This window comes from Pectobacterium betavasculorum (assembly GCF_000749845.1).
GTDB classification, from domain to species: domain Bacteria; phylum Pseudomonadota; class Gammaproteobacteria; order Enterobacterales; family Enterobacteriaceae; genus Pectobacterium; species Pectobacterium betavasculorum.
This window is the reverse complement of the sequence record NZ_JQHM01000022.1, coordinates 18,238-30,913: the sequence shown is the minus strand read 5'-3', so window position 1 is coordinate 30,913 and position 12,676 is coordinate 18,238. Positions and strand designations below refer to the sequence as shown.

Genomic DNA, 12,676 nt, shown 5'->3' with positions numbered 1-12,676 from the left:
ATCAAAATGGTTGTTACCCTGATCCACCCAATCGCGATGGATGACGGTTTGCGTTTTGCAATCCGTGAAGGCGGCCGTACTGTAGGCGCGGGCGTTGTTGCTAAAGTTATCGCTTAATCGCTGATAACGTTTGACGCGACACGCGATAAAAGGGCATCATTTGATGCCCTTTTTCTACGCTGTAATGGTAGAACCTATCTCATCAGCGATTGTGAGATATAATCATTGGTGAGATAGGCTCTGTAGACACGGCGTAAATACCGAATTATTCGTTTTACAGAACATCTTTCGGTTTGGTTGCCCTGTAGTTGCGGGGCAAAGTTATTTGTCTGAATCATTGTGACAGGTTGGTTTATGAGTGCGAATACCGAAGCTCAGGATAGTGGGCGTAGCCTGGAAGTGATTAAGTGGCTAGCAGTAGGTACCTTGCTGGTCGTTGCGATTGTTGGCAATTATTATTACCGCGAATTGAGTCTTCCTCTGCGTGCATTGGCCGTTGTTATCCTGATCGCCGCAGCCGGTGGCGTGGCACTGCTGACCACGAAAGGTAAAGCAACCGTAGCGTTTGCTCGCGAAGCGCGTACTGAAGTACGCAAAGTAATTTGGCCGACTCGTCAGGAAACGTTACACACCACGTTAATCGTTGCCGCGGTGACCGCCGTGATGTCACTGATTTTGTGGGGGCTGGATGGTATTCTGGTCCGTTTGGTATCGTTTATCACTGGCCTGAGGTTCTAAGATGTCTGAAGCTCCAAAAAAACGTTGGTACGTCGTTCAGGCGTTTTCTGGTTTTGAGGGCCGCGTAGCACAATCTCTACGTGAGCATATCAAACTCCATAATATGGAAGAGCTGTTTGGCGAAGTCATGGTTCCTACTGAAGAAGTAGTCGAGATCCGTGGTGGCCAGCGTCGCAAAAGCGAGCGCAAGTTCTTCCCTGGTTATGTTTTGGTACAGATGGTTATGGAAGATGCCAGTTGGCATCTTGTGCGCAGTGTTCCTCGTGTTATGGGGTTCATTGGTGGTACATCTGACCGTCCTGCGCCAATTAGTGACAAAGAAGTGGATGCGATTATGAATCGTCTCCAGCAGGTTGGTGACAAGCCTCGTCCGAAGACTCTGTTTGAACCAGGTGAAATGGTTCGCGTTAATGATGGCCCGTTTGCCGACTTTAACGGTGTTGTCGAGGAAGTGGACTATGAGAAAAGCCGCCTGAAGGTGTCTGTTTCTATATTTGGCCGTGCGACACCTGTTGAATTGGACTTTGCTCAGGTCGAGAAAGGCTAGTTGTCTGATATGACTTGCTGAAAATAGCTACTTGCCTATGGCGCGAAATTAACCTATAATTTCGCGCCTTTTGTTTTTTAGTTGCCTTAACGGCGACTAAAACGTAATACAAACCACGGGGAGCCTTTTACTAGGCGCTATTACCCAATCGAGGAAAGTTAAATGGCCAAGAAAGTCCAAGCCTATGTCAAGCTGCAAGTTGCAGCTGGTATGGCTAACCCGAGCCCACCAGTAGGTCCTGCTCTGGGTCAGCAAGGTGTTAACATCATGGAATTCTGTAAGGCGTTCAACGCTAAAACGGAAAGCCTTGAGAAGGGTCTACCGACTCCAGTTGTTATTACTGTTTATTCTGACCGTTCTTTCACCTTCGTTACCAAAACGCCTCCAGCAGCAGTTCTGCTGAAGAAAGCGGCTGGTATCAAGTCTGGTTCCGGCAAGCCGAACAAAGACAAAGTAGGTAAAATAACGAGCGCTCAGGTTCGTGAAATCGCAGAAACTAAAGCTGCGGACATGACTGGTTCTGATGTAGACGCCATGGCGCGTTCTATCGCAGGTACTGCTCGTTCCATGGGCCTGGTAGTGGAGGATTAATAAATGGCTAAGCTGACCAAGCGCATGCGCGTGATCCGTGACAAAGTTGATGTAACTAAACAGTATGACATCAACGAAGCTGTTGCTCTGCTCAAAGAGCTGGCCACTGCTAAGTTTGTAGAAAGTGTAGACGTAGCTGTTAACCTCGGCATCGATGCACGTAAATCTGACCAAAACGTTCGTGGTGCAACCGTTCTGCCTCATGGCACTGGTCGTTCTGTTCGCGTTGCCGTCTTCACCCAAGGTGCAAACGCTGAAGCTGCTAAAGCTGCTGGCGCTGAATTTGTGGGCATGGAAGATCTGGCTGATCAGATCAAGAAAGGCGAAATGGGCTTTGACGTTGTTATTGCTTCTCCAGATGCAATGCGCGTTGTTGGCCAATTGGGTCAACTGCTCGGGCCGCGCGGCCTGATGCCAAACCCGAAAGTGGGTACTGTAACGCCTAACGTTGCTGAAGCAGTTAATAATGCTAAAGCCGGTCAGGTTCGTTATCGTAACGACAAGAACGGCATCATCCATACCACTATCGGTAAGGTTGATTTCGATTCTAACAAATTGAAAGAAAACCTGGAATCTTTGCTGGTTGCGCTGAAAAAAGCAAAACCATCTCAGGCGAAAGGCGTGTTCATCAAGAAAGTTAGCTTGTCTACCACTATGGGCGCTGGCGTTGCTATCGACCAAAGCGGTCTGAACGCCGCTGCTAACTAATAGCTTTTGTTCCGCTTTACTCGGGCGTGGGATTTACCTATAATTTTACGCCCGTTGTTCCTTAAGTGGATCGACGCAAGAATTTTTCGGTTGGAGCCTGGCCTATCCAGGCCTCCGTCCAAGACCGCAGGTGTTTCGCAAGAAACTTAATTCTCCTGCGTAGACGGTGACAGAGCCTAAATAACGTTTTTCTTTTTTATAAAGAATAATTTTTTACTGGATTCTGCTCACCGTGTTTCAACGCTTATCTCTAATTTTGGCGATAAGTGAAGTGAGTTCCGGAGAGTTTCTCCGGCTAAATCCAGGAGCAAAAGCTAATGGCATTAAATCTTCAAGACAAACAAGCGATTGTTGCTGAAGTCAGCGAAGTAGCCAAAGGTGCGCTGTCTGCGGTTGTTGCGGATTCTCGCGGCGTTACCGTTGATAAAATGACCGAACTGCGTAAAGCAGGTCGTGAAGCTGGCGTTTACATGCGTGTTGTTCGTAACACCCTGCTGCGCCGCGTCGTTGAAGGCACTCAATTTGAATGCCTGAAAGACACGTTTGTTGGTCCGACCCTGATTGCATATTCTATGGAACACCCGGGCGCTGCTGCTCGTCTGTTCAAAGATTTCGCGAAAGCGAATGCAAAATTTGAGGTCAAAGCTGCAGCCTTTGAAGGTGAGCTGATCCCGGCGGCTCAAATTGACCGTCTGGCAACGCTGCCGACTTACGAAGAAGCACTGGCACGTCTGATGTCGACCATGAAAGAAGCCGCTGCAGGCAAACTGGTTCGCACTCTGGCAGCTGTTCGCGATGCAAAAGAAGCAGCGTAATAACGCTTTCTTTTTTAACGCACTTGCTAACGTATAAACTATTTCTGATTCTTAGGAACAATTGTTATGTCTATCACTAAAGATCAAATTCTGGAAGCAGTAGCAGCTATGTCTGTAATGGATGTTGTTGAACTGGTTTCCGCTATGGAAGAAAAATTCGGTGTTTCTGCTGCTGCTGCTGTAGCTGTTGCTGCTGGCCCAGCTGAAGTTGCTGAAGAAAAAACTGAGTTCGACGTTGTGCTGAAAGCTATCGGCGCTAACAAAGTTGCTGTAATCAAAGCTGTGCGTGGCGCAACTGGTCTGGGCCTGAAAGAAGCCAAAGATCTGGTTGAATCTGCTCCGGCAGTTCTGAAAGAAGGCGTGAACAAAGATGACGCTGAAGCACTGAAAAAATCACTGGAAGAAGCTGGCGCAGAAGTTGAAGTTAAATAAGCCAACCTTTCAGGTTACAGCCTGAGTTATTAGGCTGATGGCTGGTGACTTTTTAGTCACCAGCCTTTTTGCGCTGTAGGGCATCAATGGGGTTTCACACTGTTTAGCCATTGATTTCCCCAATATTTTTTTCTATTGACGACTTAATATACTGCTTTCCTGTATGGGCCCCTTGCCTAAGCAAGAGCAACGAAATGGTTTAAGAGTAATAGAAAGACGTATTACGGAAAGTTCTCTATTTTCCGACCAACCATAAATAGTGTTGCATGAACTGTCCTTATTAGGGCAGACAGAGTGGTTCGACTTGTCAGCTAGCTGAGGAACCCTATGGTTTACTCCTATACCGAGAAAAAACGCATTCGTAAGGATTTTGGTAAACGTCCACAGGTTTTGGACATACCTTATCTCCTTTCTATCCAACTTGACTCGTTCCAGAAATTTATCGAGCAAGACCCGGAAGGTCAGTACGGTTTGGAAGCTGCATTCCGTTCTGTTTTCCCTATAAAAAGCTATAGCGGTAATTCAGAGCTGCAATACGTTAGCTATCGCTTGGGCGAGCCAGTGTTTGACGTTAAAGAATGTCAAATCCGTGGTGTAACGTTCTCTGCGCCGCTACGCGTTAAATTGCGTCTGGTGATCTACGAGCGCGAAGCGCCTGAAGGCACCGTTAAAGACATCAAAGAACAAGAAGTTTACATGGGCGAAATTCCGCTCATGACCGATAACGGTACCTTCGTGATCAACGGTACTGAGCGTGTAATCGTGTCTCAGTTGCACCGTAGTCCTGGCGTGTTCTTCGATAGCGACAAAGGTAAAACCCACTCTTCAGGTAAGGTGCTGTATAACGCACGTATTATTCCTTACCGTGGTTCCTGGCTGGATTTCGAGTTTGATCCGAAGGATAACCTGTTTGTCCGTATTGACCGTCGCCGCAAATTGCCTGCGACTATTATCCTGCGCGCGCTGGGTTACTCCACCGAACAGATTCTCGATCTTTTCTTCGATAAAATTGTCTATGAAATCAATGGCAATAAATTGCAGATGGATCTGATTCCTGAGCGCTTGCGTGGTGAAACTGCGTCGTTTGATATTGAAGCGAACGGTAAAGTTTATATCGAAAAAGGTCGCCGCATCACTGCACGCCATATCCGTCAGTTAGAGAAAGATGGTATTGAGCGCATTGAAGTGCCTGTTGAATATATTGCTGGCAAGGTACTGTCCAAAGATTATATCGACGAGAGCACTGGTGAACTGATCGGCGCAGCCAACATGGAGCTGTCGCTGGATCTGCTGGCTAAATTAAGCCAGTCTGGTCACAAACGTATCGAGACACTGTTCACCAACGATCTTGATCATGGTGCATATATGTCTGAAACCGTGCGTGTCGATCCGTCGAGCGATCGTCTGAGCGCACTGGTTGAAATCTATCGCATGATGCGTCCTGGTGAGCCACCAACGCGTGAAGCAGCGGAAACGCTGTTCGAGAACTTGTTCTTCTCTGAAGACCGCTACGATCTGTCTGCGGTTGGCCGTATGAAGTTCAACCGTTCTCTGCTGCGTGACGAGATCGAAGGTTCCGGTATCCTGAGCAAAGATGACATCATCGACGTGATGAAGAAGCTCATTGATATCCGTAACGGTAAAGGCGAAGTGGATGATATCGACCACCTCGGCAACCGTCGTATCCGTTCCGTTGGCGAAATGGCAGAAAACCAATTCCGCGTTGGTCTGGTGCGTGTAGAACGTGCTGTTAAAGAGCGCCTGTCTCTGGGTGATCTTGATACGCTGATGCCGCAGGACATGATTAACGCCAAGCCGATTTCGGCTGCCGTGAAAGAGTTCTTCGGTTCGAGCCAGCTGTCACAGTTTATGGACCAGAACAACCCGCTGTCCGAGATTACGCACAAACGTCGTATCTCTGCATTGGGTCCAGGTGGTCTGACGCGTGAACGTGCTGGCTTTGAAGTTCGTGACGTACACCCAACTCACTATGGTCGTGTTTGTCCTATCGAAACGCCGGAAGGTCCGAACATCGGTCTGATCAACTCCTTGTCCGTTTATGCGCAAACGAACGAATACGGTTTCCTTGAAACCCCGTATCGTCGCGTGCGTGAAAACGTGGTGACGGATGAGATCCATTACCTGTCTGCGATTGAAGAAGGTAACTTCGTTATCGCACAGGCAAACACCAATTTGGACGAAGAAGGCCGTTTCATCGACGAACTGGTTACCTGCCGTAACAAAGGTGAGTCCAGCTTGTTCAGCCGCGATCAGGTTGAATATATGGACGTTTCCACACAGCAGGTGGTTTCTGTCGGTGCATCTCTGATTCCGTTCCTGGAACACGATGACGCCAACCGTGCCCTGATGGGTGCGAACATGCAACGTCAGGCTGTTCCGACCTTACGTGCTGATAAGCCGCTAGTTGGTACGGGTATGGAACGCGCTGTTGCGGTTGACTCCGGTGTAACTGCCGTAGCCAAACGTGGTGGTACAGTACAGTACGTGGATGCATCTCGTATTGTAATCCGCGTTAATGACGATGAAATGTATCCGGGCGAAGCCGGGATCGACATCTATAACCTGACCAAATATACCCGTTCTAACCAGAACACCTGCATCAGCCAGATGCCGTGCGTATCTCTGGGAGAGCCTATAGAACGTGGTGACGTTCTGGCCGATGGCCCGTCCACCGATCTGGGTGAACTGGCGCTGGGTCAGAATATGCGCGTGGCATTTATGCCATGGAATGGTTACAACTTCGAAGACTCCATCCTCGTTTCCGAGCGTGTTGTTCAGGAAGATCGCTTTACAACCATCCACATTCAGGAACTTGCCTGTGTGTCTCGTGACACCAAGTTGGGGCCTGAAGAAATTACTGCGGACATCCCGAACGTGGGTGAAGCAGCACTTTCTAAACTGGATGAGTCTGGCATCGTTTATATCGGTGCGGAAGTAACCGGTGGTGACATTCTGGTTGGTAAGGTTACGCCAAAAGGTGAAACCCAGCTGACGCCAGAAGAGAAACTGCTGCGCGCGATTTTCGGTGAGAAAGCGTCTGACGTTAAAGACTCTTCTCTGCGTGTACCAAACGGTGTTTCCGGTACGATTATCGACGTACAGGTCTTTACCCGCGACGGCGTGGAAAAAGACAAACGTGCGTTGGAAATCGAAGAAATGCAGTTGAAGCAGGCGAAGAAAGACCTGACTGAAGAGTTGCAGATTCTGGAAGCGGGCCTGTTTGCACGTATCCACGCTGTGCTGGTTTCTGGTGGCGTAGAAGCTGACAAACTGGACAAGCTGCCGCGCGAGCGCTGGTTGGAACTGGGTCTGACTGATGAAGATAAACAGAATCAGTTGGAACAGTTGGCAGAACAGTATGATGAGCTGAAGCACGAGTTTGAGAAAAAACTCGAAGCGAAGCGCCGTAAAATCACCCAAGGCGATGATCTGGCACCAGGCGTGCTGAAAATTGTTAAGGTTTATCTGGCTGTTAAGCGTCAGATTCAACCGGGTGACAAGATGGCAGGTCGTCACGGGAACAAAGGTGTTATCTCCAAGATCAACCCGATCGAAGATATGCCTTACGATGAGAACGGTACGCCGGTCGATATCGTACTGAACCCGCTGGGCGTACCTTCACGTATGAACATCGGTCAGATTCTGGAAACCCACTTGGGTATGGCTGCAAAAGGTATCGGCGAGAAAATCAACGCCATGCTTAAGCAGCACGAAGAAGTGACCAAACTGCGTGAATTTATCCAGAAAGCCTATGATCTGGGCGACGATGTGCGTCAAAAAGTCGACCTGAGTACTTTCTCAGACGAAGAAGTTATGCGTCTGGCTGAAAACCTGAAGAAAGGTATGCCAATTGCAACGCCAGTATTCGACGGTGCAAAAGAGAAAGAAATCAAGGAACTGTTGCAGATGGGCGGTATCCCTACCTCCGGTCAGATTACTCTGTACGATGGACGTACTGGTGAGCAATTTGAGCGTCAGGTTACAGTGGGCTACATGTACATGCTGAAACTGAACCACTTGGTTGACGATAAGATGCATGCCCGTTCCACCGGTTCTTATAGCCTGGTTACTCAGCAACCGCTGGGTGGTAAGGCGCAGTTCGGTGGTCAACGCTTCGGTGAGATGGAAGTGTGGGCGCTGGAAGCTTATGGTGCAGCTTATACCCTGCAAGAAATGTTGACCGTTAAGTCTGATGACGTAAACGGCCGTACCAAGATGTATAAAAACATCGTGGATGGCAATCATCAGATGGAACCAGGCATGCCGGAATCCTTCAACGTATTGTTGAAAGAAATCCGCTCGCTGGGTATCAACATCGAGCTGGAAGAAAAGTAATTCCAGCCCGTTGTATTGCTGGCATTCGTCATAGGGACACCTGAACGCTGTTTTTAACGACCATGTTGTTTTTAACAGCATGGTTGCTTTAACGGCATAGTTCAGGTGTCTATCAGGTCTAACTCCGACAGGAGCCAATCCGTGAAAGACTTATTAAAGTTTCTGAAAGCGCAAACTAAAACCGAAGAGTTTGATGCGATCAAAATTGCTCTGGCCTCGCCAGACATGATCCGTTCGTGGTCTTTTGGTGAAGTTAAAAAGCCAGAAACCATCAACTACCGTACGTTCAAACCTGAGCGTGACGGCCTTTTCTGCGCCCGTATCTTTGGGCCAGTAAAAGATTATGAGTGCTTGTGCGGTAAGTATAAGCGCCTGAAACACCGCGGTGTTATTTGTGAGAAGTGCGGCGTTGAAGTGACACAGACTAAAGTGCGTCGTGAGCGTATGGGTCACATTGAGCTGGCTTCTCCGACTGCGCATATTTGGTTCCTGAAGTCACTGCCTTCCCGTATCGGTTTGCTGTTAGATATGCCGCTGCGTGACATTGAGCGTGTACTTTATTTTGAATCTTATGTCGTTGTTGAAGGTGGGATGACCAACCTTGAGCGCCGTCAGATCCTGACTGAAGAGCAGTATCTGGATGCGTTGGAAGAGTTTGGTGATGAATTCGACGCGAAAATGGGTGCCGAAGCGATCCAGGCTCTGCTGAAGAACATGGATCTGGAGCAGGAATGCGAGCAGTTGCGTGAAGAGCTGACCGAAACCAACTCCGAAACCAAACGTAAAAAGCTGACCAAGCGCATTAAGCTGCTGGAAGCGTTCGTACAGTCTGGTAACAAACCAGAGTGGATGATCCTGACCGTTCTGCCAGTACTGCCGCCAGATCTGCGTCCGTTGGTTCCGTTGGATGGTGGTCGTTTCGCGACTTCCGACCTGAACGATCTGTACCGTCGTGTGATCAACCGTAACAACCGTTTGAAACGTCTGCTGGATTTGGCTGCGCCGGATATCATCGTACGTAACGAAAAACGTATGTTGCAGGAAGCGGTCGATGCCTTGCTGGATAACGGCCGCCGCGGTCGTGCGATCACCGGTTCTAACAAACGTCCTCTGAAATCTTTGGCCGATATGATCAAAGGTAAACAGGGTCGTTTCCGTCAGAACCTGCTTGGTAAGCGTGTTGACTACTCTGGTCGTTCCGTAATCACCGTTGGTCCATACCTGCGTCTGCACCAGTGTGGTCTGCCGAAGAAAATGGCACTGGAACTGTTCAAACCGTTCATCTACGGCAAGCTGGAGCTGCGTGGTCTTGCTACCACCATTAAAGCCGCCAAGAAAATGGTTGAGCGTGAAGAAGCCGTCGTATGGGATATCCTGGACGAAGTCATCCGCGAACACCCGGTACTGCTGAACCGTGCACCAACACTGCACCGTTTGGGTATTCAGGCATTTGAACCGGTACTGATCGAAGGTAAAGCGATCCAGCTGCACCCGCTGGTTTGTGCGGCATATAACGCCGACTTCGATGGTGACCAGATGGCTGTACACGTACCGTTGACGCTGGAAGCCCAGTTGGAAGCGCGTGCGTTGATGATGTCGACCAATAACATCCTGTCCCCTGCGAATGGTGAGCCAATCATCGTTCCTTCTCAGGACGTGGTATTGGGTCTGTATTACATGACGCGTGACTGTGTTAACGCCAAAGGCGAAGGCATGGTGCTCACGGGTCCGAAAGAAGCTGAACGCGTTTATCGTGCCGGCCTGGCCTCTCTGCATGCGCGCGTTAAAGTGCGTATCACGGAAGAGATCAAGAGCATCGAAGGCGATGTTACGCATCAGACGTCGATTATTGATACGACTATCGGTCGTGCCATCCTGTGGATGATCGTACCGAAAGGTCTGCCGTACTCGATCGTTAACCAGCCTCTGGGCAAGAAAGCGATCTCCAAAATGCTGAACACCTGTTATCGCATTTTGGGTCTGAAGCCGACAGTTATCTTCGCTGACCAGACTATGTACACTGGTTTTGCTTACGCGGCGCGCTCTGGTGCTTCCGTAGGTATCGATGACATGGTTATCCCGGAGAAAAAAGCCGAGATTATCGAAGAAGCAGAAACCGAAGTTGCCGAGATTCAGGAGCAGTTCCAGTCTGGTCTGGTTACCGCGGGCGAACGCTATAACAAAGTGATCGATATCTGGGCAGCGGCGAACGAACGTGTTGCGAAAGCGATGATGGAAAATCTGTCCGTTGAGGATGTGGTTAACCGTGATGGCGTGGTTGAGCAGCAAGTTTCTTTCAACAGCATCTTTATGATGGCCGACTCCGGTGCGCGTGGTTCTGCGGCACAGATTCGTCAGTTGGCGGGTATGCGTGGTCTGATGGCGAAACCAGATGGTTCCATCATCGAGACGCCGATTACCGCAAACTTCCGTGAAGGTTTGAACGTACTCCAGTACTTCATCTCGACGCACGGTGCGCGTAAAGGTCTGGCGGATACCGCACTGAAAACGGCAAACTCCGGTTACTTGACGCGTCGTCTGGTTGACGTTGCGCAGGATCTGGTTGTGACTGAGGACGATTGTGGTACCCATGAAGGTATCATGATGACGCCGGTTATCGAGGGTGGTGATGTTAAAGAGCCACTGCGTGAGCGTGTACTGGGTCGTGTAACGGCCGAAGACGTGATCAAGCCGGGTACTGCGGATATTCTGGTTCCACGCAACACGCTGCTGAACGAGCAGTGGTGTGACATGTTGGAAGAGAACTCCGTTGACGCCGTTAAAGTACGTTCAGTAGTAAGTTGCGAAACCGACTTTGGCGTGTGCGCCAATTGCTACGGTCGCGATCTGGCTCGTGGTCACATCATCAACAAAGGTGAGGCCATCGGGGTTATCGCGGCACAGTCCATCGGTGAACCGGGTACACAGTTAACCATGCGTACGTTCCACATCGGTGGTGCGGCATCGCGTGCGGCTGCCGAGTCCAGCATTCAGGTGAAAAATAAAGGTAGCCTGAAACTGAACAACGCGAAGTTCGTTATGAACGGCAACGGTAAACTGGTTATTACTTCACGTAATACCGAACTGAAGCTGATCGACGAATTCGGACGTACTAAAGAAAGCTATAAAGTGCCTTACGGTGCGGTGATGGCGAAAGGTGATGGCTCAGATGTTAGCGGTGGCGAAACCGTAGCAAACTGGGATCCGCATACCATGCCAGTGGTAACCGAAGTGAGCGGTTTCATCCGTTTTGCTGACATGATTGACGGCCAGACCATTACCCGCCAGACCGACGAACTGACTGGTTTGTCTTCTATCGTAGTTCTGGATAGTGCAGAGCGTACTGGTAGCGGTAAAGACCTGCGTCCAGCACTGAAAATCGTTGACGGCAAAGGTGAAGATGTACTGATTCCAGGTACTGATATGCCTGCTCAATACTTCCTGCCGGGTAAAACGATTGTTCAGTTGGAAGATGGGGTGCAGATTGGTGCCGGTGATACATTGGCGCGTCTCCCTCAGGAATCCAGTGGTACGAAGGATATTACCGGTGGTCTGCCACGCGTAGCCGACCTGTTCGAAGCGCGTCGTCCGAAAGAACCAGCGATTCTGGCAGAGATCAGCGGCATCATTTCCTTCGGTAAAGAAACCAAAGGCAAGCGCCGTCTGGTGATTTCTCCGTTGGATGGCAGCGATGCTTACGAAGAGATGATTCCGAAATGGCGTCAGCTCAACGTGTTCGAAGGTGAAGTTGTGGAACGTGGTGACGTTGTTTCCGACGGCCCAGAGTCTCCGCACGATATCCTGCGTTTGCGTGGCGTACATGCAGTAACGCGTTATATCACCAACGAAGTTCAGGAAGTTTACCGTCTGCAAGGCGTTAAGATTAACGATAAACACATCGAAGTTATCGTTCGTCAGATGTTGCGTAAAGGCACCATCGTTAGCGCAGGTAGTACGGAGTTCCTGGAAGGCGAGCAGGCAGAAGTGTCTCGTATCAAGATTGCCAACCGTCAGTTGGAAGCGGATGGCAAGATCACGGCAACGTACAGTCGCGATCTGCTGGGTATCACCAAAGCATCTCTGGCGACCGAGTCCTTCATTTCTGCGGCATCGTTCCAGGAAACCACTCGCGTACTTACTGAAGCTGCTGTTGCGGGTAAACGTGATGAACTGCGTGGTCTGAAAGAGAACGTTATCGTAGGTCGCCTGATCCCAGCGGGTACGGGTTATGCGTACCATCAGGATCGTATGCGCCGCCGTCAGGCGAGTGAAGTTCCTGTCGTACCTCAGGTGAGTGCCGATGAAGCTTCTGCTAACATGGCTGAACTGTTGAACGCAGGTTTTGGTAAGCGCGACGACGAATAAGCCTCTTTACGCTGCACTACCATGCGGTAAATAACAAAAACCCCGGCTATCATGGTCGGGGTTTTTTTATAGCGCAATCCCTGTGCGCTGCCTAAAGGCCGTCGCAAGTGACGTTAAAAATGTC

Annotated in this window: 9 protein-coding genes; all 9 read left to right on the top strand. The window is 49.7% G+C overall.

The genetic code is table 11. From position 1 onward, the window contains the following. A partial coding sequence (locus KP22_RS22055) for an EF-Tu C-terminal domain-related protein (RefSeq protein WP_076995039.1) occupies positions 1–117 on the top strand: 117 nt, incomplete at its 5' end. A gap of 237 nt (positions 118–354) precedes the next feature. Then, positions 355–738: a preprotein translocase subunit SecE gene (gene secE / locus KP22_RS20080; RefSeq protein WP_039308715.1), complete on the top strand. Its 384-nt coding sequence runs from the start codon at positions 355–357 to the stop codon at positions 736–738. A 1-nt stretch (position 739) separates the two neighbouring features. Continuing rightward, positions 740–1,285, top strand: a complete 546-nt coding sequence (nusG, locus tag KP22_RS20075) for a transcription termination/antitermination protein NusG (protein WP_005970339.1) — start codon at positions 740–742, stop codon at positions 1,283–1,285. Between the two features lie 162 nt (positions 1,286–1,447). After that, positions 1,448–1,876, top strand: coding sequence for a 50S ribosomal protein L11 (rplK, locus tag KP22_RS20070; protein ID WP_039308711.1), 429 nt, complete (start codon positions 1,448–1,450; stop codon positions 1,874–1,876). Positions 1,877–1,879: 3 nt separating this feature from the next. Continuing rightward, the gene (rplA, locus tag KP22_RS20065) at positions 1,880–2,584 is read left to right on the top strand and encodes a 50S ribosomal protein L1 (RefSeq protein ID WP_039308708.1); all 705 of its coding nucleotides are present in this window, start codon (positions 1,880–1,882) and stop codon (positions 2,582–2,584) included. Between the two features lie 317 nt (positions 2,585–2,901). Next, positions 2,902–3,399, top strand: coding sequence for a 50S ribosomal protein L10 (gene rplJ / locus KP22_RS20060; RefSeq protein ID WP_011091858.1), 498 nt, complete (start codon positions 2,902–2,904; stop codon positions 3,397–3,399). A gap of 66 nt (positions 3,400–3,465) precedes the next feature. Continuing rightward, positions 3,466–3,831 (top strand): 50S ribosomal protein L7/L12, encoded by a 366-nt coding sequence (rplL, locus tag KP22_RS20055; RefSeq protein WP_039308702.1) that lies wholly within the window; start codon positions 3,466–3,468, stop codon positions 3,829–3,831. A gap of 327 nt (positions 3,832–4,158) precedes the next feature. After that, a complete protein-coding gene (rpoB, locus tag KP22_RS20050) occupies positions 4,159–8,187 on the top strand; it encodes a DNA-directed RNA polymerase subunit beta (RefSeq protein WP_039308700.1) in 4,029 nt (1,342 codons plus the stop codon). 141 nt (positions 8,188–8,328) lie between these two features. After that, complete coding sequence (gene rpoC / locus KP22_RS20045) at positions 8,329–12,552, top strand: DNA-directed RNA polymerase subunit beta' (protein WP_039308698.1); 4,224 nt, start codon at positions 8,329–8,331, stop codon at positions 12,550–12,552. The last annotated feature ends 124 nt before the right edge of the window (positions 12,553–12,676 follow it).

Bases quoted from the DNA above. Each gene is read 5' to 3' on its own strand.
- secE (WP_039308715.1), top strand. From the start codon at position 355: ATGAGTGCGAATACCGAAGCTCAGGATAGTGGGCGTAGCCTGGAAGTG.
- nusG (WP_005970339.1), top strand. From the start codon at position 740: ATGTCTGAAGCTCCAAAAAAACGTTGGTACGTCGTTCAGGCGTTTTCT.
- rplK (WP_039308711.1), top strand. From the start codon at position 1,448: ATGGCCAAGAAAGTCCAAGCCTATGTCAAGCTGCAAGTTGCAGCTGGT.
- rplA (WP_039308708.1), top strand. From the start codon at position 1,880: ATGGCTAAGCTGACCAAGCGCATGCGCGTGATCCGTGACAAAGTTGAT.
- rplJ (WP_011091858.1), top strand. From the start codon at position 2,902: ATGGCATTAAATCTTCAAGACAAACAAGCGATTGTTGCTGAAGTCAGC.
- rplL (WP_039308702.1), top strand. From the start codon at position 3,466: ATGTCTATCACTAAAGATCAAATTCTGGAAGCAGTAGCAGCTATGTCT.
- rpoB (WP_039308700.1), top strand. From the start codon at position 4,159: ATGGTTTACTCCTATACCGAGAAAAAACGCATTCGTAAGGATTTTGGT.